This window comes from Lysobacter brunescens (assembly GCF_042677005.1).
In the GTDB taxonomy this organism is placed as follows: domain Bacteria; phylum Pseudomonadota; class Gammaproteobacteria; order Xanthomonadales; family Xanthomonadaceae; genus Lysobacter_I; species Lysobacter_I brunescens.
Window position 1 is genome coordinate 51,247 of sequence record NZ_JBHTIF010000001.1, and the last position, 22,610, is coordinate 73,856.

Consider the following 22,610-nt stretch of genomic DNA (forward strand, 5'->3'; position numbering starts at 1 on the left):
GGCGCGTCATTGCGCACCTCCATCGATGGCCTGCGGCAGCACAGGGCGTGCCGGCGCCGCAGGCGCGACGCGCGGTGCCGCTGCGGGCGTCGCGACAGGCTGCGCGACGGGCGCAACCGTGGGCGCCAGCGTAGCCAGCTTCGCCGCAGGGCGCGTGGACGCGACCTTCTGCTGTGCGGCGATCCAGGTGTCGATGTCGTCCGGCGGCACGTCCATCAGGCGCAGCGCGCCTTCCATGACGTTCTTGAACACCGGCGCCGACACGATGCCGCCGTAGTAGCCGCGCGCGGGATCGGGGTCGTTGATCACCACGGCCATCGAGAAGCGCGGATTGTCGACCGGCACCAGCCCTGCGAAGAACGAGACGTAACGCCGCGAATAGCCGCCCTTCTCGGACTTGCGTGCGGTACCGGTCTTGCCGGCGACGTGGTAGCCGAGGATCGCGGCCTGCGTCGCGGTGCCGCCGGGCTCGGTGACGGTCTGCATCATGCGCACCACTTCGTCCGCGATCTTCGCATCGAGCACCTGCTCGGTGTCGCCGACTTCGCCCTTGACGAAGGTCGGCGTGATCGCGCGGCCATGGTTGCCCAGCATCGCGTAGGTGCGCGCGATCTGCAGCGGCGTCGCGCTCAGCCCATAGCCGTAGGACATCGTCTGCTTGGTGGTCCCGCTCCAGCGCGACGGCGGCAGCAGCAGCCCCGGACTTTCGCCCGGAAACCCGCTGCCGGTGCTGCGGCCGTAGCCCACGCGGCGCATGAACGCGTGGAACTCGTCGTTCGGCAGCAGGTGCACGATCTTCGACACGCCCACGTTCGAGCTCTTCTTAATCACGCCGGTGGTGTCGAGCACGCCGTAGTTGTGGGTGTCGGTGGTGCGGTAGCGACCGTTCGCGATCCAGCCGGGATTGGTGTTGAACACGGTCGTCGGCGTGATCACGCCCGCTTCCAGGCCGGCGGCCACGGTCAGCGGCTTCACCGTCGAGCCCGGTTCGATCAGGTCGGTCACGGCGCGGTTGCGGTGCGCATCGCGGTTGCCGCTGCTCACCGCGTTCGGATTGAACGACGGCAGGTTGGCCATCGCCAGCACTTCGCCGGTGGCCACGTCCAGCACCACCGCCGAACCACTGACCGCCCCGGTTTCGGCCAGCGCGCGCTTCAGCTCGCGATAGGCCAGGTACTGGATGCGGCGGTCGATGGTCAGGGTCAGGGTCTTGCCCGGCTGGGCGGCACGCACCAGGTCGACTTCCTCCACGGTGCGGCCGTGGCGGTCGCGGATCACGCGCTTCATGCCGGCGGTGCCGCGCAGCCATTCGTCGAAGGCCAGCTCCAGCCCTTCCTGGCCGCGGTCGTCGATGTTGGTGAAGCCCAGCACGTGCGCGATGGCCTCGCCCTGCGGGTAGAAGCGGCGGTATTCGCGCTGCGAGAACACGCCCGGCAGGTTGTGCGCGAGGATGCGGCGCGCCTCGGCCGGGTTGATGCGGCGCTTGAGGTAGACGAATTCGCGATCCGCGCGCTGGGTCAGCTTGCGGGTCAGGCTTTCGGCATCCACGCCCAGCGCGGCCGCGAGCGTGGGCAGGTGCTGCGGGGTCTTCAGCAGCTCCTGCGGATTGGCCCAGATCGATTCCACCGGCGTCGACACCGCCAGCGGCTCGCCGTTGCGGTCGGTGATCATGCCGCGCGAGGTGGCGATCTCGATCTCGCGCAGGAAGCGCTCGTCGCCCTGCTTCTGGTAGAACTCGTTGCGCACCAGCTGCAGGTCGACCGCGCGCGCGACCAGGGCCAGCGCGCAGGCCCCCAGCGCACCGGTGACCAGCAGCAGCCGGCCGCGCAGGTCGAACTGCGCGCGACCGCGCGGCGTCGGCCGGCGCTCGCCGCGACGACGCCAGGCATCGCGCATGGCGCCGATCCGCGAGCCGAGTCCGCGCATGCCGCCGCTCATGGACGCACCACCACGATGTCCGCCGGCTCCGGCGTCTTCATGCCGAGGCGTACGCGCGCCACCTGGTCGATGCGATTGCTTTCCGCCCAGGTGGCCTGCTCCAGCTGCAGACGGCTGAATTCGATGTTCAAATCGTCGCGCGCCTTCTCCAGGCGCGAGAGCTCGATGAACAGCTGGCGATGGCGGTAACGCGCGTGGACGACGCCGATCGCGGAGACCACGCACGCCAGGGTGAGGACCGCGATGATGAAACGAAGGCTCATGCGGCGCCTCCGATCTTCTCGGCCACGCGCAGCACGGCGCTGCGCGCGCGCGGATTGGCGGCGGTTTCGGCCTCGGTGGCCTTCTGCGCGTCGCCGATCAGCTTCAGCGTCGGCGTGAACGCGATTTCGATCGGCATGCGGCGGTTCGCCGGCGGCGCCTTGGCGTACCGGTTCATGAACTGCTTGACGATGCGGTCTTCCAGCGAGTGGAAGCTGATGATGGCCAGCCGCCCGCCCGGGCGCAGCGCGGCCAGCGCGGCATCGAGGCCTCGCTCGAGGTCATCGAGTTCGCGGTTGATGTAGATGCGGATGGCCTGGAAGCTGCGGGTGGCCGGATGGATCTTCTGCGCGCCGCGCGGCACGACCGAGGCGATCAGGTCGGCCAGCTGCGCCGTGCGCAGCAGCGGCGTGTCGGCGCGACGGGCGACGATGGCGCGCGCGATGCGACGGCTCTGCTTCTCCTCGCCGTAGGTCCACAGCACGTCGGCGATTTCGCGCTCATCCGCGCGGGCCAGCCATTCCGCAGCGCTCTCGCCGGACTCGCAGTCCATGCGCATGTCGAGCGGACCGTCCTTGCCGAAGCTGAAACCGCGTTCGGCCACATCAAGCTGCGGCGAGGACACGCCGAGGTCGAACAGCACGCCATCGAGCCCGCGCTGGGCTTCGCCCCAGGTCGCGAGATCGATGAAGCTGCCGCGATGGATCGCGACGCGCGGGTCCGTGCCGAACTCGCGTTCGGCGACACGGATCGCTTCGGGATCCTTGTCCATCAACAGCAACCGACCTCCGGCACCCAGACGTTGCAGCACGCCGCGGGCGTGACCGCCACGGCCGAACGTGCCATCGAGATACGCTCCTTCCTGCAGAACCCGCAGCCCGTCCATGACCTGCTCGAACATCACGGGCAAATGCAGCACTTGCCCGTTCGGCGCCGTCAGGTGGGCGGGCACCGAACCCGCGCCACCCGCGGTCACAGCTGCAGATCGAGCATCGCCTCGCCCAGGTCCGCATCGCTCAGCGTCATGCGGATCTGTTCGTGGTGCGCCTGCTCGCTCCACAGTTCGAACTTGTCGCCCATGCCAAGCAGCACGGCGCGCCTTTCGATGCCCACCGCGCTGCGGTGGCTCGCCGGGATGCCGATGCGCCCGTTGGCGTCCGGCTCGACGAAGGTCGCGGCGCCCACCAGCTTCAGCTGCAGACTGCGGCTGACGCTCTTGGTACGCGGCAAGGCGTTGACCTGGTCCCGCACGCGCTCCCACACCGGCATCGGGTAGAGGTAGAGCGAGCCGGCCTCGAACGGGTTGTAGGTGATGACCAGCCGGCCCTCGCAGGCGCGCGCGATGACGTCCCGGTAGCCGGTGGGGATCGCCAGCCGGCCCTTGTCGTCAATCGTGATGGCGGTCTCACCTTGGAACACGTTACCTCTGGGCGGCTTTGTCCGCGCTGGGCGGGAGGGTCAACACCGGAAAACCACAAAACACCCGGTTTTCCCACAAGTCGCCACATTAGGAGTGCCCCACAGGGTTGTCAACAACTTTATGAGCGCAAATTCATCAAGCAGGTCAATGACTTGCAGCAATGTTCAGAGACTGGTTCAAGGTTTATCCACAAGCCCCTGTTTCGTCTCAAATTTTGAGAATCTGTGACGCAGAACGCTGATGCAAGCCGACGTGACGCGCCTCACGTTCGCCGACAGACGGCCCACCATGCTCAACCGGATGGTTGACAGTCCGTTCCGGATGCGGCGATATTCAGCCACATGGTTGAACTTCACGCCACCCGACTCGATCAGGTCTTCCACGCCCTGGCCGATCCGACCCGCCGCGCGATGCTCGCGAGCCTGCGCGAGGGCGAGCGGAGCGTCGGGGAGCTGGCAGCGCCGCACCGGATCAGCCTCGCGGCGGCCTCCAAGCACATCAGGACGCTGGAACGCGCGGGCCTGCTGAAACGCACGATCGTCGGCCGCACCCATCGCTGTGCGCTCGCGCCCGCGCCGCTGGCCGAAGCCGACGCCTGGCTGCGCCGCTATTCGGCGTTCTGGACCGAACGCCTCGACGCCCTCGACGCCCTGCTGCAGGCCGACGGGCCTTCGCCCTCCTCGCTCGACCCCGAAAAGGACAGCCCATGAACAACGCGCACGGCACCCTCGTCGCCCCCGACACGATCCGCTTCGAACGCCTCCTGCCCGGGCCGATCGAGCGCGTCTGGGCCCATCTGGTCGATCCCGCCAAGCGCGCGCTGTGGCTGGCCGGCGGTCCGATGCCGCTGGCGCCCGGCGGCGAGGTCGAACTGCATTTCCGCAATGCCGAGCTGTCGCGCGGCGACGACCCGGCGCCGGAGAAATACCGGGAGTACGAGAACAGCGGCGAGGTGTTCGGCCAGATCGTCGCCTGCGACCCGCCGCGCCTGCTGGCCTTCACCTGGAGCGACATGCCCGGCGAACCGGAAGCGGAGGATTCGGAAGTGCGCTTCACGCTGGAAACACAGGGCGACCGGGTCCTGCTCACACTGACGCACACGCGCCTGTGGTCGAACGAACTGCTCAGCGTCGCCGGCGGCTGGCATACCCACCTCGGCATCCTCGACGACACGCTCTGCGGTCGCGAGGCGCGTCCGTTCTGGCGCACGCATACGCAATTGGAAGCGGAGTACGCGGAGCGGCTGGGGATCGCCGGCTGATGCCGTGCTTCACTGAGCGAGTCGCGGAATTGCTTCGAGAAGAGTGCCGCCGCAGGTAACGTCGCGATGCCATCCATGGCGCGACACTGCAAGTGACGGAACGCCCGGCCCGGCCATCCATGGCCGGGCGCTCATCACCGCGCGAGCCTGTGGCTCGCAAACGCGGTGATTCGCCCCCTGAGTCAGGGGGCGGCTCGCGCGCAGCGCGAGCGGGGGTCTGGAAGTGCGCGGCGGGGCCCGAGGTTCGCACAGCGAACCTTGGGGCTTTTCCCGGGCACAGCCCGGAAGGCGAGGTTTGGAGCTCTTTCCGGGCACAGCCCGGAAAGAGGCGGCAGAGTCGATCGATAAGCCGGGTTCTGTCGTGGACAGTCATTCCTCTGGGCGCATCGTCACCGATACGCTCAAGCAGCCTACCCGGAGACATCGCGGGCCGCGACATCGTCTCCCTATTTGGCCTTGCTCCCGGTGGGGTTTGCCGTGCCGGTCCGTTGCCGGACTCGCGGTGCGCTCTTACCGCACCATTTCACCCTTGCCTGATCCACGCGGCTGCGAGAGCCACGGGCCATCGGCGGTATCTTTCTGTTGCACTTTCCGTCGGCTCGCGCCGCCCAGGCGTTACCTGGCACCGTGCCCTGCGGAGCCCGGACTTTCCTCGGCATGCTTGCGCATGACGCGACTGCCTGATCGACTCTGCCGCAGGCATTGTCGCACGTCCATCACACTTCCGTCGCGCGCATGCGCTACGCTGGCCCCGTCAATCCGACAGGATGTCGTCCACGAGCCGGCGCCAGCGATGCGGCACCGGGCCTGCCCACGCCTTCTGCGAGAAGCCTGCTTGCCGTCACCTCGGGACCCCATCCGCCGTCGCACCCGGCCGATCCACGTCATCGCCCTCGCCCTGCTCGCCTGCCTCGCGTCATGGCTCACCGGGGCCACCTTCGCCCAAGACGCCGCGCCCGCGCAGGGTGCGCCCGATCCGCGCCATCCGCTCGAAATCGAGGCCCTGACTTCGCCGCAGGAAGTGCTGCGGAAACTGCCGGCGGCGCGCACGGCGCTGGATGCGGAAGACCATGAAGGTCGCGCGAAGCTCGCGCTGGCCGAAGCCAATGCCTGCCGCGTGACCGCTGACTGGAGCTGCCAGCGCCGGGCCGGCTCGACGGCCATGGAAGCCGCCGACCGCACGAAAAGCATCTACCTGCAGGTGCGCTCGCGCATCGCGCTGGGCCGTGCGCTGTCGCGGCTGGGCGATTTCAGCAACGCCTCGCGCCTGCTGACCGAAGCCCGGCAACGGCTGGGCGCGGAGAAGAACGACGCGCTGATGGCCGACGTGCTGCTGGCGTATTCGTCGATCAGCGCGCGCCTGGGCAAGCTGGACGAGTCGTATCGCTACGCGCGCGAAGGCCTCGCCTATGCGCCGCCGGCCACGCAGCCGGAAATGCACATCCGCCTGCTGCGCAACATGGCGAAGGTGGCCTCGGAGACCGGCCGCGCGCGCGAGGCGCAGGCGCTGCTGCGCCAGGCCGAACCGCTGCTGCCGGCGGTGGAGGATCCCAAGCTCACCGCCGAGATCCTGCTGGAGGAAGCCAACGCCGCGCGCGTGCTCGGCGATGCCGACACCGTCGAGGAACGCGGCCGGCGCATCGGTGCGATCGGCGGCGGGCTGGAGAACACCCAGATCCGCGGACTCGGCTTCGAGACCATCGGCCATGCGCAGCGCATGCGCGGCGCACGCGAGCTGGCCTACGCCGAGTACGTCAAGGCGCGCGACGCCTTCGCCGGCCTGCGTCTGTATCGCGACGAACTGCGCGCCGTGCGCGAGATCGTCGACCTGCAGCTCGCCGGCGTGCGCGCCGACCAGCTGCCGGAGACAACCGCGCGCCTGATGATGCTGACCGACGAGGTCGCGCGGATCGAACGCGAATCGGCGGCTGCGGATTTCGAGGAACGCCTGCGCTTCGTGCAGAGCGAGGCGGCACTGGCTGCGGCGAAAACCCTGGTCGAGAACGAACGCCTGCGCGCGACGGTCAGCGAGAACCGCTTCCGCTATTCGCTCATCGGCAGCGCCCTGGTGGTGCTCCTCCTCGCCGGCGTGGCCGGCCTGTACTGGCAGCAGCGCCGCTACGCCGGGGTGATGCGCGAACGCGGCAGGGAAATGGAAATCGCCATCGCCACCGACTTCCTGACCGCCGTGCACAGCCGCCGGCACATCACCGAGGCCGGGCATGCTGCGGTGGCCAGTGCGCTGGCGCACGGCCATCACTTCGCCATCGCCGTGGTCGACATCGACCACTTCAAGCGCATCAACGATCGCTTCGGTCACGCGGTCGGCGACGAGGTGCTGAAAGCAGTGGCCGCCGCGATGCGCGAGGTCTGCCGCGACAGCGACACGCTCGGGCGCTACGGCGGCGAGGAGTTCGCGGTGCTGCTGCAGGGCATCGGCAACGACCACGTGCAGATCGCGGCCGAACGCCTGCGCAAGGCGGTCGCGGACGTGCGCGTGCGCGCCGGCGACCAGCACATCGTCGTGACCGCCTCGGTCGGCGTGGCCTGCCTGTCGCCGGACGACACCGGCTTCGACACGCTGCTGATCCGCGCCGATCGCGCGCTGTACAAGGCGAAGGCGGAAGGACGGAACCGGGTGGTGCTGGCGGATGGCATCCACGACGACGCATCGAGCCACGACCAGTTCTGAGCAATCGCGCCCCTCCGGGCGCGTCAGCTGCCGTACAACGCCTTCCTCGGCGCGCCGGTGATCTCCGCCGCCAGCTTCGCGGCGGTCGAGGGCGGCAAGTGGGCATTGAGCAGGGCGTAGACGCGGCGGCCTTCGGCGGTCTTCGCCTCGATGTCGTCGGCGACGCCCTGCACCAGCAGCACGAACTCGCCCTTGCGCTGGTCGGGATCGGCGGCGACGCGCGCATGCAGCGCACCCAGGCCATCGGACAGCACGGTCTCGAACAGCTTGGTCAGCTCGCGGGCGATGGCCGCCGGGCGGTCCGCGCCGAAGATGGCGGCGGCATCGCCCAGGGTCTCCTCGATGCGGTGCGAGGACTCGTAGAAGATCAGCGTGCGGGTTTCGCCGGCGAGCTGCGACAGGCGTTCGCGGCGCGCACCGGCCTTGGCGGGCAGGAAACCCTCGAAGGCGAAGCGGTCGCTGGGCAGCCCGGCGACGCTCAGCGCAGCGACCAGCGCGCAGGGGCCGGGCACCGGGCTGACCCGGATGCCGGCGGCGCGCGCGGCGGCGACCAGGCGGAAGCCGGGGTCGCTGACCAGCGGGGTGCCGGCGTCGGAGACCAGGGCCAGCGACTCGCCAGCCTGCAGCCGGGCGACGATACGCTCGGCGATGCCGGACTCGTTGTGCTCGTGCAGCGCGACCAGCGACTGCTCGATGCCGAAGTGCGACAGCAGCTGGCGGGTGTGGCGGGTGTCCTCGGCGCAGATCGCGGCGACGCCGCGCAGGGTCTCCAGCGCCCGCGGCGAGAGGTCGTTCAGGTTGCCGATCGGGGTGGCGACGACATGGAGCGTGCCTGCGGGGCTGGGACGTGACATCGGATGCGGGTCGCTCGGGCTGGGGACGGACGGTAGAATCCTAGCCGTTCCCCACGAGGTGTAGCGGCATGCGAACGAATGCGAAGCGTCTGGCCTGGCTGTGCGCCGGCCTGATGGTGCTGGGCCTGGCGGCCTGTGTCCCGACCAAGCCCGGCGGCACGAAGCCGACCGTGACCCGCACGCACCCCGTGGTGGTCGAGGCCTCGGCGCTGGCGCGCAACCACGACACCCTGACCGGCCAGTCTCGGCGCGACAACGCGACCGCCATCGAACGACTGATCGCGGGCCTCGACAACGCCACGCTCGGCATCGAAGCCGGCAAGCTGGCGGCAGGCGACCCGCTCTACAACTTCATGGGCCGCGAGCTGCAGCGTCGCGGGCTGGCCCTGCCCCGCCCCTTCGATCGCGAAGGCCAGTGGCGCTTCAACGCCGGCAACCGCCCCGCCGCCGACCGCGACGGCTACCGCCCGCCGCGCAAGCTCGCCGTGCTGCTGCCGCTGACCGGCAATCTGGCCACCGCTGCGTCGCCGGTGCGCGACGGCCTGCTCGCCGGCTACTACGGCGAACACCGCGCGCGCCCGCAGATCGTTTTCTACGATACCGCCGGCACGCCGAGCGGCGCGGTCGAGGCCTATCGCAAGGCCACCGCCGAAGGCGCGGACTACGTGCTCGGCCCGCTCGGCCGCGACGAAGTCGGCACGCTGTTCCAGCAGGACGCGCTGGACGTACCGGTGCTTGCGCTGAATCGCGGCCCGCAGCCCCCGCCGTCGGGCAACGCCAGCTTCGCGCTGGCGCCCGAGGACGACGGCATCGCCGCCGCCGAATACCTGCTCTCGCGCAAGGCGCGCCGCGTGCTGGTGCTGCAGGCCAGCGACGACAACCTCCGCCGCAGCACGACCGCGTTCCGCGACCACCTCGCGAGCCGAGGCGGCAGCGTGATCGAGACGGTGATGGTCGCCGAGAAGCCGGTCGACAGCATCGCCGCGCTGCAGGCCGCCGCGCAGAAGGAAGGCGGCGTCGACGCCGTGTTCATCGCGCTGAAGGCACCGCAGGCGCGCGCACTGGCCCCGCAGCTGCTGATGGCGGGCCTGGGCGACAAGCTGCGAGTCGGCACCTCGCAGCTGCTGTCCGGCACCGGCAAGCCCGAGCAGGACAAGGCGCTGGACGGCATCGCCTTCCCGACCGAAACCTGGACCGTGCAGGGCCTCAACGGCCTGCCGCCGGCGGAAGCCACCGGCAAGAACCTGATGACCGCGCGCGGCCCGGCGGCCAAGCTGTTCGCGTTCGGCTACGACGCCTGGCTGCTCACCGCCTATCTGGAAAAGCTGGCGAACGACGCCAACGGCAAGCTCGACGGCGCCACCGGCGACCTGCGCCTGGACGGCTTCGGCAACGTGCTGCGCACGCCGGCCTGGTCGACCTTCAGCAACGGCCAGATCGTCGCGCTGGGCCGCAGTGGCGGCTGAGCCCACCGCATCGCGACGCAGCGCGTCGCGGCGCAGCGACGGCGCGCGCATCGAAGCCCTGGCGCGCGAATTCCTGCAGCGCCAGGGGCTGCTGCCGGTCGCCGCGAACGCGAACTATCGCGGCGGCGAACTCGACCTGGTGATGCGCGACGGCGACGCGTTGGTCTTCGTCGAGGTGCGCTACCGGAAAAGCACCGCGTTCGGTGGCGGCGCGGCCTCGGTCGATGCGAACAAGCGGCGCAAGCTGGTGCTCGCCGCCGAACTCTTCCTCGCCACGCATCGCGATCTCGCCCGCCTGCCCTGCCGCTTCGACGTGATCGCCGCGCACGGCGATCCCGAGGCCCCGACCTTCGACTGGCTGCGCGATGCCTTCCGCGCGGACGACTGGTGATGACCACGCCCGGCACGCGCCCTGTCGACATCGTCCAGCGCCAGCTCGACGCCTACAACGCACACGACCTGGACGCGTTCTGCGCCTGCTTCACCGACGACGTGCGCACTTGGCGCATGCCCGATGCGTCATCGCCCGCCCTCGAAGGCAAGGCTGCCCTTCGCAGCTTCTACGCGGAGCAGCGCTTCGCGATTCCGTCGCTGCGCGCGGAACTCATGGCCCGCATCGCGCTCGGCGACAAGGTGATCGACCACGAGCGCATCCACGGCCTGCGTCCCGAGCCCTACGACATGGCGGCGGTCTACCGGGTCGCCGACGGCCTGATCGCGGAAGCCTGGTTCTTCGCGGCCTGAGACCGCACGCCGCGCCCGCATGCCGACCATCTTCACCCACGCCGTCATCCCGCTCGCCGCCGGGCTCGCGCTCGGGCGCAGGACGCTGTCGCCGCGCTTCGTCGCCGCCGGCATGTTCGCGGCGATCGCGCCGGACTTCGATTCGATCGCGTTCAAGCTCGGCATCGCCTACGCCGATCAGTTCGGGCATCGCGGTGCCAGTCATTCCATCGCATTCGCGATCGCGCTGGGCGTGCTCGCCGCGCTGTGCGCGTCGTGGCTGCGCACGACGCGGATGAAGGCGTTCGTGTTCATCGCCGCCTGCACCGCCTCGCATCCGCTGCTCGACGCCTTCACCGACGGCGGCTTGGGCGTGGCCCTGCTGTGGCCGTGGTCGCACGAACGCCTGTTCGCGCCATGGCGACCGATCGCAGTCTCGCCGATCGGCGCCGGCTTCTTCAGCCTGCGCGGGCTCGAAGTGCTGTGGTCGGAACTGAAGTGGGTGGTGCTGCCGACGCTGCTGCTGGCGATACCGGTCCGGGGATGGCGGGCCAGGGCTCGCACTGGAATCGCGGAATGAGCGCCCTGCCCGCCGACCTGCTCCGCACCCTCGCCGATGCGCTCGGCAACGGCCTGCGCACCGATCCCGGCGAGCGACTGACCTACGGCTACGACAACTCGAAGCGGCAGGCGATGCCGGATGCGGTCGCGCTGCCGACCACCGTCGAACAGGTCGTCGCGATCGTGCGCGGCTGCCGCGCGCATCGCGTGCCGGTGATCGCGCGCGGACGCGGCACGAACACCACCGGCGCGTCCGTGCCGGTCGACGGCGGCATCGTGGTGTCGCTGGAACGGATGAACCGCATCCTCGACATCCGGCCCGGCGACCGCTGCGCGATCGTGCAGCCGGGCGTGCTCAACGGCGAGCTGCAGCGCGCGCTGGCGCCGCACGGCCTGTTCTGGCCGCCGGATCCGACCAGCGCCGATTTTTCGAGCGTAGGCGGCAATCTCGCCTGCAATGCCGGCGGGCCGCGCGCGGTGAAGTACGGCGCGAGCCGCGACAACGTGCTGGCGCTGGTCGCGGTGACCGGCGCCGGCGAGGTGATCCGCTGCGGCAGCGCGACCACCAAGGGCGCGACCGGCTACGACCTGCAGCGCCTGCTGGTCGGCAGCGAGGGCACGCTCGCGCTGATCGTCGAAGCGACGCTGCGCCTGACGCCGCTGCCGCAGGCGCGTCGCGCGATCCGCGCGCTGTATCGCGATGTCGATGCCGCTGCTGCAGCGGTCGCACGACTGATGGCGCAGCCGGTGACGCCGTCGATGCTGGAATTCATGGACGGTGACGCCGTGAGGCTGGCGCGCGATGTCGGCGGCGCCGACCTGCCGCACGACGTGGGCGCGCTGCTGATGATCGAAGCCGACGGCGACGCGCAGACCCTCTCGCATGCGGTGGATGCGCTGCTCGCCGCCGCGCGCGGCGACGGCTGCCTCGCGGCCGAGCCGGCCGCCGACGAAGCCGCGCGCGAACGCCTGTGGGCCGCGCGCAAGGCGCTGACGCCGGCGCTGCGCAGCCTCGCGCCCGGCAAGATCAACGAGGACGTGGTGGTGCCGGTGTCGCGCATCCCCGATCTCGTCGCCGGCGTGCAGGCGCTGTCGCGCAGCCATGCGCTGCCGATCGTCTGCTTCGGCCACGCCGGCAACGGCAACCTGCACGTGAACCTGATGTATGACCCCGCCGACGCCGATCAGGCGACGCGCGCACAGGCGGCGATGACCGACGTCTTCGTGCTGGCGCTGTCGCTCGGTGGCACGCTGTCCGGCGAACACGGCATCGGCCTGGCGAAGCGCGACTTCATGCCGCAGGCCGTCGATGCGCCGACGCTCGCGCTGATGCGGCAACTGAAATCGGTGTTCGATCCCGACGGCATCCTCAACCCGGGCAAGCTGCTGCCGCCGTGAGCCGCACCGTTTTTCGTAGAGCGGAGCTTGCTCCGCTCATGGTTCTCGCGAAAAGCATGAGCGGAGCAAGCTCCGCTCTACAAGGGCGATGCAGCCGCTTCAGCTGCCGAAATGCTCGTAGCCGCGACGCGGCGGCGACCAGGCGGCGCCGTCGGCATCGTGCAGCTGGATGACCACGGCCTCCGCCGTGATCCGGCCGATCCGCGTCGCCGGCACGTCGCAGGCGAACAGTGCGGATTCGAGCGCGAGGCGCGCGGTCTTCGGCGCGGTGAAGCACAGCTCGTAGTCGTCGCCGCCTGCGCTCTGCAGCACGCGCACCGTTTCGCGATCGAAGGCGCAGCGCAGCGCGTCGGAGGCCGGCAGGGCATCGACATCGAGCACCGCACCGACACGACTGGCGCGGCAGACATGGCCGAGGTCGGCGAGCAGGCCGTCGGAGACATCGATGCAGGCGCCGGCGATCCCGGCGAGCGCGCGACCGGCGGCGACGCGGGGCGTCGGTCGATCGAGACGCGCACGCAGCGCGGGATCGAACGCGCCACCGGCCTGCCACTGGCGCAGCGCACCGGCGGCATCGCCGAGCGTGCCGGTCACCCACACGTCATCGCCGACGCGCGCGCCCTTGCGTCGCAGCGCGCCGCGCGGATCGACCAGGCCATGCGCGGTCACGCAGATCGACAGCGGACCGCGCGTGGTGTCGCCGCCGACCAGCGCGACCTCGTGCTGCGTCGCGAGCGCGAGGAAACCATCGAGGAAGCCGTCGACCCACGCGGCATCGGGCTGCGGCAGGGACAACGACAACGTGCACCACGCGGGCGTCGCGGCCATCGCGGCGAGATCGGAGAGATTCACCGCCAGCGCTTTCCAGCCGATGTCGGCCGGGGCGGTGTCTTCGGGAAAGTGCACGCCGCTGTTGAGCGTGTCCATCGCCACGACGAGATCGCGGTCCGGCGGCACGCGCAGGATCGCCGCATCGTCGCCGATGCCCAGCAGCACGTCGCGGCGCGTCGCGGCGCGGGCGTGGATGCGGGCGATGAGGTCGAATTCGGGCATCGGGCGCCTGTGCTGTTCTCCCTCCCATGGAAGGGAGGGTTTCAAGGCATCGCCTCCGGAAAGGCGTGCGCGATTGCTTACTTAGAGCGGCCTGCCTGCACTTCCACGCCGCGCAGCGCGGCGGCGGCATGGTCGAGCACGCCGTTGACGTAGGTGTGGCCGTGCTCGGAACCGAAGCGCTTCACCGATTCCAGCGCCTCGTTGATCACGACGCGGTAGGGCACGTCCTGGCGGTGCATGAATTCATAGGCGGCGATGCGCAGCGCGGCGCGCTCGATCGGATCGACTTCGTCGATGGTACGGTCGAGGAACGGGGCGAGCGCGGCGTCGAGCGCGTCGCGGTGGGTGTCGACGCCGTGCACGAGGTCCTCGAAGTAGGCCAGGTCGGCGATCTCGCGGGCCTGCTCGTGGGCGAACTGGGTGACGATGTCGCGCGCGGTAGCGCCGGACAGCTGCCAGGCGTACACGGCCTGCAGTGCGCGGCGGCGCGCGCGGGTGCGCAGGACGGGATCGACGCCATCAGGACGACGGTGCTTGTTCATGCCAGCTTCTCCATCAGGTGCGCCATTTCGATCACGACCAGCGCCGCTTCCTCGCCCTTGTTGCCGTGGCTGCCACCGGCACGGGCTTCGGCATCCTGATAGCTGTCGACCGCCAGCACGCCGTTCGCGACCGGCAGGCGGAAATCCAGCGCGACGCGCATCAGCGCATCGGAACAGCCGTCGGCGACCTGCTCGTAGTGGCGGGTGTCGCCCCGGACCACGCAACCCAGGGCGACGATGCCGGCATGCCGGCCGTTGGCAGCGAGGCGTGCGGCGGCCAGCGGCACTTCCCAGGCGCCGGGGACGCGAACCACGTCGACGGCGTCCTCGGCGACACCATGGGCCGTGAAGGCCTCGCGCGCGCCAGCGACCAGGCGGTCGGTGATGCGGGGGTTCCAGCGACTGGCGATGATCGCGAAACGGGCGCCTTCAGGGGCGCGCAGGTCGCCTTCGTAATGGGACATGTGGGGGCGGGCCGGGAAAGGGGCCGGGAATTGTAGCCCGGGTAAGGCCGCAGGCCGCACCCGGGGGTCTTCAGCGGGTCAGGCCGAAGGCCGCACCCGGGGGCTTGAGAGGTGGATGCGCCTTGTGTCCCGGGTGCGCGCCTTGCGCTTACCCGGGCGACGGACCGACGTCGATCAGAGCCCGACGTACTCCACCACTTCCAAGCCGAAGCCGGCCAGGCCGACCTGCTTCCTTGGCGTGCCGAGGACACGCAGCTTGCCCAGGCCGAGGTCGGCGAGGATCTGGCTGCCGGCGCCGTTGCGCCGCCACTCGGCCATCGCGCCGCCGCGTGCGGTGGGCTCGGGCTGCTCGCGGATGCGGGCCAGCAGGGCGTCGGCGCCCTGCGGCTCGCCGAGCAGGACCAGCGCGCCGCGGCCCTCGGCGGCGATCTTGGCGAGCACGTCGCCGACTGCCGGGCCGAAGTCGGCTCGGCGCCAGTGAAGGGCGTCGGCCAGCGGGTTCTGCATGTGCACGCGGACCACGGTCGGCACGGCGGCGTCGGCCTCGCCCTTGAGCAGCGCGAAATGCAGGCCGTGGCCGATGCGGTCGCGGTAGGTATGCAAGCGGAACGGGCCGTGCTCGGTCTCGATCTCGCGCACGTCCACGCGCTCGATGGTGTGCTCGTTGTGCAGGCGGTAGCGGATCAGCTCCTCGATCGAGCCCATCTTCAGGCCGTGCTCGCGGGCGAAGACTTCCAGCTGCGGACGGCGGGCCATGCTGCCGTCCGCATTGAGGATCTCGACCAGCACGCCGGCCGGCTCGAAGCCGGCGAGCAGGGCCAGATCGCTCGCCGCCTCGGTGTGGCCGGCGCGGTTGAGCACGCCGCCGGGCTGGGCCATCAGCGGGAAGATGTGGCCGGGCTGCGACAGGTCCTCGGCGGAGGCGTCGGGACGCACGGCGGTGCGCACGGTGTGGGCGCGGTCGTAGGCGCTGATGCCGGTGGTCACGCCCTCAGCGGCTTCGATGCTGACCGTGAAGTTGGTGCCGTGCGGCGATGTGTTGTCGCGCACCATCGGCGGCAGGCCGAGCTGGCGGCAACGCTCGCGCGTCAGCGACAGGCAGACCAGGCCGCGCGCGTGCGTGACCATGAAATTGATGTCCTGCGGCCTCACCATCTCGGCGGCCATGATCAGGTCGCCTTCGTTCTCGCGGTCCTCGTCGTCGACGATGACCACCATGCGACCGGCGCGGATCTCTTCCAGCAATTCGGGAATGCTCGCGAAACTCATGCTCATGCGTCCTCTGACGCCGCTTTCGCGGCCAGCAGTCGCTCGACGTAGCGCGCGACCAGATCGACTTCCAGGTTGACCGCATCGCCGACGTTCGTCGTCGAGAAGGCGGTGTGTGACACGGTGTGCGGGATCAGCGCGACCTCGAAGCCTTCGCCGTCGACCGCGTTCACGGTGAGGCTGACGCCGTCGACGCAGATCGAGCCCTTGGTCGCGATGTACTTCAGCAGCGCGGCCGGCGCGGCGAAGCGCCAGCGCTGCGCGCGGGCGTCCTCGTGCACGGACAGCACGCGGCCGACGCCGTCGACATGGCCGCTGACCAGATGGCCGCCGAGGCGGTCGGTCGGGCGCATCGCGCGTTCGAGGTTCACCGCATGGCCGACCGCGAGGCCGCCGAGCGTGGTCAGCGCCAGCGTCTCGGTGGACGCATCGGCGGCGAAGGACGTGGCGTCGAATTCGATCACGGTCAGGCAGACGCCGCTGACCGCGATGCTTTCGCCGAGCGCGACGTCGGCGAACGGCAGGCTGCCGACGTCGATGCGCAGGCGGACGTCGCCGCCCACGGGCTCGAGCGCCAGGACGCGGCCGACGCCTTCGATCAATCCGGTAAACATGGGGATGCGGTTCCTCGGTGGGGTGCGGCGGTCGGATGCCGGTCAGGGCGCCCGCTTCGGCTGCAGCAGGAGGCGCAGATCATCGCCGAGCATGCGGGTTTCGACGAGGCCGAGCTCGAAACGCTGCGTCATGTCGTCGATGTGCAGCCCGTCGAACAGCGGACGCGCCTCGGCGCCCAGCAGCAGCGGTGCCATGTACAGCAGCACTTCGTCGACCAGGCCGTCGCGCAGCAGGGCGCCGGCCAGGGTGGCGCCGGCCTCGACCTGCACCTCGTTCACGCCAAGCTCGGCCAAGCGCTTGAGCACGGCGGCCAGGTCGAGCTGGCCGTTGCGCATCGGCGCGACCGCATGCGAGGCGGCGAAGCCGCGCGGCGGCTTGGCGTCCGGCGCGTGGAAATACAGGGTCGGCGCATCGCCGGCGCGGACATGGTCGCGGGCGACCGTGGCCAGGCCGGGGTCGAGCACCACGCGCATCGGCGGGACGAAGGGGATGCCCTCGCCGGTCGCGTCGTCGTCGTCGAAGCGCACGGTCAGACGCGGATCGTCGGCGAGCACGGTGCCGGCGCCGGTGAGGATGGCGCCAGCGCGGGCGCGCCAGTGCATCACGTCACGGCGAGAGGCCTCGCCGCTGATCCACTTGGAATCCTTGTTGGCCAACGCGGTACGGCCGTCGAGGCTGGTCGCGAGCTTCACGCGGACCCACGGCCGGCCGCGCTCCAGGCGCGACAGGTAACCGCGATTGAGCCTGCGCGCATCGGCTTCCATCAGGCCATGCGCGACCGTCACGCCGGCGGCGCGCAGGCGCTCGAACCCGGCGCCGTCGACCTGCGCGAACGGGTCGCGCATCGCTGCGACCACGCGCGCCACACCGGCCTCGACCAGTGCATCGCAGCATGGCGGAGTGCGGCCATGGTGCGCGCAGGGCTCCAGGGTGACGTAGGCGGTGGCGCCGCGCGCGCGTTCGCCCGCAGCCTGCAGCGCGAACACTTCGGCATGCGGCTCGCCGGCGCGCTGGTGCCAGCCCTCGCCGACCACTTCATCGCCGTGCGCGATCACGCAGCCGACCATCGGATTGGGCTTGGTGGTGTAGGCGCCGCGCTCGGCCAGGCGCAGCGCGCGCGCCATCAGTGCGTGGTCGGTGGCGGTGAACGCCATCGGATCATTCCCGGACATAGCTTCCCCGTTCCTGGCCATCGGGCCATGTCGGCACCAGGGCCTCGCCCTCGATGCGCAGTTGCATGCGTTCGAATACCGGCGGCGCCAGGCGCGCGCTGTCGAGCGCGATCGCCATCAGGTCGCCCTTGCCGGTGTCGACCGCGAAGGTCGATTGGATGTCCCTTGATGTATCCCCGCTGGATGCGTCGCCGCCGTCGCGGTGCAGGGTGACGCGCTGCCAGCGCGCGCCCGGGCGCGGACGCAGCAGCGCCCAGCCGCCGCGATTGGTGGTGCGCGTCTCGCGGTGGCCGTCGGAAAACAGGAAGGTCACGTCGATGCCCGAAAAACGCAGGCCGGCGGCCGGGTCGCCGACGACCACGCCCAACCCCAGCCCGGGGCGCGCGGCAGCGATCGCCGCCGCATCCGCCGGCGACGGTGCGCCGCAGGCCTCGGGGATGCGCGGTGCGGCCAGCGCCGGCATCGGCAGGCCGAGGACGGCCTGCGCATCGCGCGCCTGCGCCAGGTTGGCGCGGTACGCCTCCATCGCCGCGATCGCGAGCTGCATCTGCTGGTCGGCATCGCGCTGCAGTCGCACGTCGCCCTGCACGGTCGCGACGTAGGCGCGCGCCTGGACGGCGGCCGCAGCCGCCGCCTCGGCCACGCCGCGGGCGTTCTCCAGCGGCGGCAGGGATTCACGCGCGGCCCGGGTCAGCGCATCGGGCGACGGAGCCGGCAGCCCCGCCATCGGCGGCGCCGACACGGCATCCGCCACCGCCAGGAACGGGCAGCGTTCCTGCGCAAGGGCGCCTTCGCGATCGATCTCGATGTCGCGCAGGCGCGCCTCGGTGTCCGCATCCCAGGGGAACATGGCATCGACGCGCAGCAGCGAGGGCCCCGGCACGGGCGGGTCCGCGACCAGTTCCACCCGGTCGCCCTCGTGCGACCATCGACCGCGCTGGACGCGGTCGAGCGCGCCGTACACCAGCGACCACTCGAAGCGGCCGTCCGCGTGCAGCTGCAGTTCGGAGCCGGTTTCCATCACGCCCTGCAGGAAATAGCGACCGCCCGGGCCAGCGGCGCCTGCCGTTGGGGCAAGCAGCATCAGCGCGAGCGTGAGTGCGCCCGCCGTGCGGCGCAGGAAGGTGTTCACGATTTCTTCTTGCCGTCCTTGCCGCGCGCGCCGCGCTCGGCATGCAGGTCGAAGGGCACCACGTCGCCCCCCAGCAGGGGCAGCTGGCTTTCGCCGGGGATGTCGCGTTCGAGGCGATCGAGTTCCTCGCGGAAGTCGGCCACGTCCTCGAAGGCGCGATAGACCGAGGCGAAGCGTACGAATGCGACGTGGTCGAGCTTGCGCAGCTCGGCCATGACGAATTCGCCGACGCGGCGGGACTGCAGTTCGCGCTCGGTGGTCATGCGCAACTGGTGCACGACCGCGCGCACCGCCGATTCGATCTGCTCCTCGGACACCGGGCGCTTGTGCAGCGCGCGATCGAAGCTCTGGCGCAGCTTGCGCGCGTCGAAATGCTCGCGGCGACCATCGCTCTTGATGATCGCCGGGAGCTTCAGTTCGACGGTTTCCAGCGTGGAGAAGCGCTCGCCGCAGGCCTCGCACTCGCGCCGACGCCGGATCGTCGCGCCGTCTTCGCTGACGCGCGAATCGATGACGCGGGTGTCCTGGTGCTGGCAGTAGGGGCAGTGCATGCCGTGTGCGGTGACGAGGGCGAAAGAGCGGGCGGGCCTGCGCCCACCCTACTCCAAACGCGGGCTCAGCCGTAGACCGGGTACTTGCGGCACTGCGCCGTGACCGCGTCGCGGACGCGGGCGATGACCGCCTCGTCCGTCGGCGCGTCCAGCACGTCGCAGATCCAGTTCGCCAGCTCGACGCAGTCCTGCTCGACGTAGCCACGGGTGGTGATCGCCGGGGTGCCCAGGCGCAGGCCGGAGGTGACGAAGGGCTTCTGCGGATCGTTCGGCACGGCGTTCTTGTTCACCGTGATGTGCGCGCGGCCGAGGGCCTCCTCGGCGGCCTTGCCAGTGATGCCCTTGCCGATCATGTCGACCAGCATCAGGTGGTTCTGCGTGCCGCCGGAGACGATCTTGTAACCGCGCTGGATGATCGTGTTGGCCATCGCCTGCGCGTTCTTCACGACCTGCTGCTGGTAGGCCTTGAATTCCGGCTGCAGCGCTTCCTTGAAGGCCACGGCCTTGGCGGCGATGACGTGCATCAGCGGGCCGCCCTGGATGCCCGGGAAGACGATGCTCTGCAGCTTCTTCTCGATCTCCTCGTTGGCCTTGGCAACGATGATGCCGCCGCGCGGGCCGCGCAGGGTCTTGTGCGTGGTCGAGGTGACGATGTCGGCGTACGGCACCGGATTCGGGTACACGCCCGCAGCGACGAGGCCGGCGACATGCGCCATGTCGACGAACAGCCAGGCGCCGACCTTGTCGGCGATGGCGCGGAAGCGCGCCCAGTCGACGACCTGCGAGTAGGCGGAGAAGCCGGCGATGACCATCTTCGGCTTGTGTTCGAGGGCGAGGCGCTCGACTTCGTCGTAGTCGATCAGGCCCTGGTCGTTCACGCCGTACTGCACGGCGTTGAACAGCTTGCCCGAGGCATTCACTTTGGCGCCGTGGGTCAGGTGGCCGCCGTGGGCCAGCGACATGCCGAGGATGGTGTCGCCCGGCTGCAGCAGGGCGAAGAACACCGCCTGGTTGGCCTGCGAGCCCGAATGCGGCTGCACGTTGGCGTAGTCGGCGTCGAACAGCTGCTTGACGCGGTCGATCGCCAGCTGCTCGGCGATGTCGACGTATTCGCAACCGCCGTAATAGCGCTTGCCCGGGTAGCCCTCGGCGTACTTGTTGGTGAGCTGGGAGCCCTGCGCTTCCATCACCAGCGGGCTGGCGTAGTTTTCCGAGGCGATCAGTTCGACGTGGTCTTCCTGGCGGCGGTTCTCGGCGGCGATCGCCTGGGCCAGTTCGGGGTCGAAACCTTCAATGCGGGCATCGCGGGGGAACATCGGGGCTCCAAGAGGCGGCGTGGGGAGCCCGGAATTGTAGCCGCCCCCCCGCCCCCGGGCCACCGGAGGCCTTATGAAAACTGGCGATGCCGGGGTGGTTCCGGCGATAATCCCGCCATTCCCCAGTCTCCGCGCCCTGCCCTGCCGGCAGGACGCCACCGTACGCCCATCGATGTCCGCCCCCGCCGGGGACGGGCGCCAGAACGACCCGGAGCCCCCATGCAATACATCTACACCATGAACGGCGTCAGCAAGGTCGTGCCGCCGAAGCGCCAGATCATCAAGGACATCTCGCTGTCCTTCTTCCCCGGCGCGAAGATCGGCCTGCTCGGCCTGAACGGCGCCGGCAAGTCGACCGTGCTGAAGATCATGGCCGGCGTCGACAAGGACTTCCAGGGCGAGGCCCGCCCGCAGCCGGGCATCAAGGTCGGCTACCTGGCGCAGGAACCAGAGCTGGACCCGAACAAGACCGTGCGCGAGGCCGTCGAGGAAGGCGTGGGCGAAGTGCTGCAGGCGCAGGCCGCGCTGGAAGCCGTCTACGCCGCCTACGCCGAGGAAGGTGCCGATTTCGACGCGCTGGCCAAGGAGCAGGAGCGCCTCGAAGCGATCCTCGCCTCGGGCGACGCGCACATGCTGGAACAGCAGCTGGAAGTGGCCGCCGACGCCCTGCGCCTGCCGCCGTGGGACGCGGTGATCGGCAAGCTGTCGGGTGGCGAGAAGCGCCGCGTCGCGCTGTGCCGCCTGCTGCTGAGCAAGCCGGACATGCTGCTGCTCGACGAACCGACCAACCATCTCGACGCCGAATCGGTCGAGTGGCTGGAACAGTTCCTCGCCCGCTACACCGGCACCGTGGTCGCGGTCACCCATGATCGCTACTTCCTCGACAACGCCGCCGAGTGGATCCTCGAACTGGACCGCGGCCGCGGCATCCCGTGGAAGGGCAACTACACCGAGTGGCTGGTCCAGAAGGACGAGCGCCTCAAGCAGGAAGAAAACCAGGAAAAGGCCCGCCAGAAGGCGATCCAGAAGGAACTGGAGTGGGCGCGCCAGAACGCCAAGGGCGGCCGCTCGAAGGGCAAGGCCCGCCTCGCGCGCCTGGACGAACTGCAGTCGCAGGAATACCAGCGCCGCAACGAGACCAACGAAATCTTCATCCCGCCGGGCGAGCGCCTGGGCAACAAGGTGATGGAGTTCAAGAACGTCTCGAAGAAGTTCGGCGACCGCCTGCTGATCGACGACCTGAGCTTTGTGGTGCCGCCGGGCGCGATCGTCGGCATCATCGGCCCGAACGGCGCCGGCAAGTCGACGCTGTTCCGCATGATCACCGGCCAGGAGAAGCCGGATTCGGGCACGATCGAGATGGGCCCGACCGTCAAGCTGGCCTACGTCGACCAGAGCCGCGACAAGCTGGAAGGCAACCACAACGTCTTCCAGGAAGTCTCCGGCGGCCTCGACATCCTCAACATCAACGGCGTCGAGATCCAGTCGCGCGCGTACATCGGCCGCTTCAACTTCAAGGGCCAGGACCAGCAGAAGATGGTCGGCTCGCTGTCCGGTGGTGAGCGCGGTCGCCTGCACATGGCCAAGACCCTGCTGCAGGGCGGCAACGTGCTGCTGCTCGACGAACCGTCGAACGACCTGGACATCGAAACGCTGCGCGCGCTGGAAGACGCGCTGCTCGAATTCCCGGGCAACACCTTCGTGATTTCGCATGACCGCTGGTTCCTGGACCGCATCGCGACCCACATCCTGGCGTTCGAAGGCGACTCGCACGTCGAATTCTTCCAGGGCAACTACCGCGAGTACGAAGAGGACAAGAAGCGCCGCCTGGGCGAGGAAGGCGCCAAGCCGCACCGCCTGAAGTTCAAGGCGCTGAAGTGACGAGCCGGACCGGGCGCTGGCCACTCCGGCGCCCTCTCCCG

Annotated in this window: 22 protein-coding genes, 1 other RNA gene and 1 pseudogene; 9 read left to right on the top strand and 15 right to left on the bottom strand. The window is 70.0% G+C overall.

From position 1 onward, the window contains the following. Window positions 1-6: 6 nt before the first annotated feature. Genes ACFQ0E_RS00225 through mraZ form a run of 4 tightly spaced genes read right to left on the bottom strand, consistent with a single transcriptional unit; the run spans window position 7 to window position 3,618 of the window. Complete coding sequence (locus tag ACFQ0E_RS00225) at window positions 7-1,896, bottom strand: peptidoglycan D,D-transpeptidase FtsI family protein (RefSeq protein ID WP_386823980.1); 1,890 nt, start codon at window positions 1,894-1,896, stop codon at window positions 7-9. Between the two features lie 38 nt (window positions 1,897-1,934). Beyond that, on the bottom strand, window positions 1,935-2,201 hold the full coding sequence (gene ftsL, locus ACFQ0E_RS00230) for a cell division protein FtsL (protein WP_386821682.1): 267 nt from the start codon (window positions 2,199-2,201) through the stop codon (window positions 1,935-1,937). Continuing rightward, complete coding sequence (rsmH, locus tag ACFQ0E_RS00235; RefSeq protein WP_386821684.1) at window positions 2,198-3,118, bottom strand: 16S rRNA (cytosine(1402)-N(4))-methyltransferase RsmH; 921 nt, start codon at window positions 3,116-3,118, stop codon at window positions 2,198-2,200. The genes ftsL and rsmH overlap by 4 nt, the downstream gene beginning before the upstream one ends. A 53-nt stretch (window positions 3,119-3,171) precedes the next feature. After that, window positions 3,172-3,618, bottom strand: coding sequence for a division/cell wall cluster transcriptional repressor MraZ (gene mraZ, locus ACFQ0E_RS00240; protein WP_386821686.1), 447 nt, complete (start codon window positions 3,616-3,618; stop codon window positions 3,172-3,174). A 342-nt stretch (window positions 3,619-3,960) separates the two neighbouring features. On the opposite strand from mraZ, the gene ACFQ0E_RS00245 reads away from it, so the two are divergent. Both ACFQ0E_RS00245 and ACFQ0E_RS00250 read left to right on the top strand, forming a co-directional pair. Continuing rightward, window positions 3,961-4,329, top strand: coding sequence for an ArsR/SmtB family transcription factor (locus tag ACFQ0E_RS00245; RefSeq protein ID WP_386821687.1), 369 nt, complete (start codon window positions 3,961-3,963; stop codon window positions 4,327-4,329). Further along, the gene (locus ACFQ0E_RS00250) at window positions 4,326-4,880 is read left to right on the top strand and encodes an SRPBCC family protein (RefSeq protein ID WP_386821689.1); all 555 of its coding nucleotides are present in this window, start codon (window positions 4,326-4,328) and stop codon (window positions 4,878-4,880) included. Before ACFQ0E_RS00245 ends, ACFQ0E_RS00250 begins: the two co-directional genes overlap by 4 nt. Before the next feature lie 329 nt (window positions 4,881-5,209). Here ACFQ0E_RS00250 and rnpB read toward each other — a convergent pair. Next, window positions 5,210-5,572, bottom strand: an RNA gene (gene rnpB, locus ACFQ0E_RS00255) — RNase P RNA component class A. A gap of 143 nt (window positions 5,573-5,715) precedes the next feature. On the opposite strand from rnpB, the gene ACFQ0E_RS00260 reads away from it, so the two are divergent. Continuing rightward, the gene (locus ACFQ0E_RS00260) at window positions 5,716-7,572 is read left to right on the top strand and encodes a diguanylate cyclase (protein WP_386821690.1); all 1,857 of its coding nucleotides are present in this window, start codon (window positions 5,716-5,718) and stop codon (window positions 7,570-7,572) included. Between the two features lie 23 nt (window positions 7,573-7,595). Here the strand turns inward: ACFQ0E_RS00260 and rsmI are convergent, their stop codons facing one another. Continuing rightward, complete coding sequence (gene rsmI / locus ACFQ0E_RS00265) at window positions 7,596-8,426, bottom strand: 16S rRNA (cytidine(1402)-2'-O)-methyltransferase (RefSeq protein WP_386821692.1); 831 nt, start codon at window positions 8,424-8,426, stop codon at window positions 7,596-7,598. A gap of 125 nt (window positions 8,427-8,551) precedes the next feature. On the opposite strand from rsmI, the pseudogene ACFQ0E_RS00270 reads away from it, so the two are divergent. The 5 genes and pseudogenes from ACFQ0E_RS00270 to ACFQ0E_RS00290 form a co-directional block, all read left to right on the top strand. After that, window positions 8,552-9,892: pseudogene (locus tag ACFQ0E_RS00270) on the top strand (penicillin-binding protein activator); the annotation flags it as partial. Next, entirely contained in the window at window positions 9,882-10,283 is a 402-nt protein-coding gene (locus ACFQ0E_RS00275) for a YraN family protein (RefSeq protein WP_386821693.1), read from the top strand. The pseudogene ACFQ0E_RS00270 and the gene ACFQ0E_RS00275, both read left to right, overlap by 11 nt. Then, complete coding sequence (locus tag ACFQ0E_RS00280) at window positions 10,283-10,636, top strand: nuclear transport factor 2 family protein (RefSeq protein WP_386821695.1); 354 nt, start codon at window positions 10,283-10,285, stop codon at window positions 10,634-10,636. The genes ACFQ0E_RS00275 and ACFQ0E_RS00280 overlap by 1 nt, the downstream gene beginning before the upstream one ends. A 19-nt stretch (window positions 10,637-10,655) precedes the next feature. Further along, entirely contained in the window at window positions 10,656-11,195 is a 540-nt protein-coding gene (locus ACFQ0E_RS00285; protein WP_386821696.1) for a metal-dependent hydrolase, read from the top strand. Next, window positions 11,192-12,574 carry an FAD-binding oxidoreductase gene (locus tag ACFQ0E_RS00290; RefSeq protein WP_386821698.1) on the top strand — a complete coding sequence of 461 codons (1,383 nt, stop codon included), beginning with the start codon at window positions 11,192-11,194 and terminating at the stop codon, window positions 12,572-12,574. The genes ACFQ0E_RS00285 and ACFQ0E_RS00290 overlap by 4 nt, the downstream gene beginning before the upstream one ends. 99 nt (window positions 12,575-12,673) lie before the next feature. On the opposite strand, the gene thiL is transcribed toward ACFQ0E_RS00290, so the two are convergent. From thiL to glyA, 9 genes are all read right to left on the bottom strand, one after another. Then, window positions 12,674-13,627 (bottom strand): thiamine-phosphate kinase, encoded by a 954-nt coding sequence (gene thiL / locus ACFQ0E_RS00295; protein WP_386821699.1) that lies wholly within the window; start codon window positions 13,625-13,627, stop codon window positions 12,674-12,676. Window positions 13,628-13,704: 77 nt separating this feature from the next. Continuing rightward, a complete protein-coding gene (nusB, locus tag ACFQ0E_RS00300; protein ID WP_386821701.1) occupies window positions 13,705-14,169 on the bottom strand; it encodes a transcription antitermination factor NusB in 465 nt (154 codons plus the stop codon). Further along, the gene (gene ribH / locus ACFQ0E_RS00305) at window positions 14,166-14,633 is read right to left on the bottom strand and encodes a 6,7-dimethyl-8-ribityllumazine synthase (RefSeq protein WP_386821703.1); all 468 of its coding nucleotides are present in this window, start codon (window positions 14,631-14,633) and stop codon (window positions 14,166-14,168) included. The genes nusB and ribH overlap by 4 nt, the downstream gene beginning before the upstream one ends. A 174-nt stretch (window positions 14,634-14,807) precedes the next feature. Next, complete coding sequence (gene ribB / locus ACFQ0E_RS00310) at window positions 14,808-15,902, bottom strand: 3,4-dihydroxy-2-butanone-4-phosphate synthase (protein ID WP_386821705.1); 1,095 nt, start codon at window positions 15,900-15,902, stop codon at window positions 14,808-14,810. A 2-nt stretch (window positions 15,903-15,904) separates the two neighbouring features. Further along, a complete protein-coding gene (locus tag ACFQ0E_RS00315) occupies window positions 15,905-16,516 on the bottom strand; it encodes a riboflavin synthase (RefSeq protein ID WP_386821707.1) in 612 nt (203 codons plus the stop codon). Between the two features lie 42 nt (window positions 16,517-16,558). Continuing rightward, window positions 16,559-17,671 (bottom strand): bifunctional diaminohydroxyphosphoribosylaminopyrimidine deaminase/5-amino-6-(5-phosphoribosylamino)uracil reductase RibD, encoded by a 1,113-nt coding sequence (gene ribD / locus ACFQ0E_RS00320; RefSeq protein ID WP_386821709.1) that lies wholly within the window; start codon window positions 17,669-17,671, stop codon window positions 16,559-16,561. A gap of 4 nt (window positions 17,672-17,675) precedes the next feature. Further along, window positions 17,676-18,821 (bottom strand): hypothetical protein, encoded by a 1,146-nt coding sequence (locus ACFQ0E_RS00325; protein WP_386821711.1) that lies wholly within the window; start codon window positions 18,819-18,821, stop codon window positions 17,676-17,678. Continuing rightward, on the bottom strand, window positions 18,818-19,372 hold the full coding sequence (nrdR, locus tag ACFQ0E_RS00330; protein ID WP_386821713.1) for a transcriptional regulator NrdR: 555 nt from the start codon (window positions 19,370-19,372) through the stop codon (window positions 18,818-18,820). Before nrdR ends, ACFQ0E_RS00325 begins: the two co-directional genes overlap by 4 nt. A 65-nt stretch (window positions 19,373-19,437) precedes the next feature. Next, entirely contained in the window at window positions 19,438-20,688 is a 1,251-nt protein-coding gene (gene glyA / locus ACFQ0E_RS00335; protein WP_386821715.1) for a serine hydroxymethyltransferase, read from the bottom strand. Between the two features lie 219 nt (window positions 20,689-20,907). Here glyA and ettA point away from each other — a divergent pair, with 219 nt between their 5' ends. Further along, window positions 20,908-22,569 (top strand): energy-dependent translational throttle protein EttA, encoded by a 1,662-nt coding sequence (ettA, locus tag ACFQ0E_RS00340; protein ID WP_386821717.1) that lies wholly within the window; start codon window positions 20,908-20,910, stop codon window positions 22,567-22,569. Window positions 22,570-22,610 lie beyond the last annotated feature (41 nt).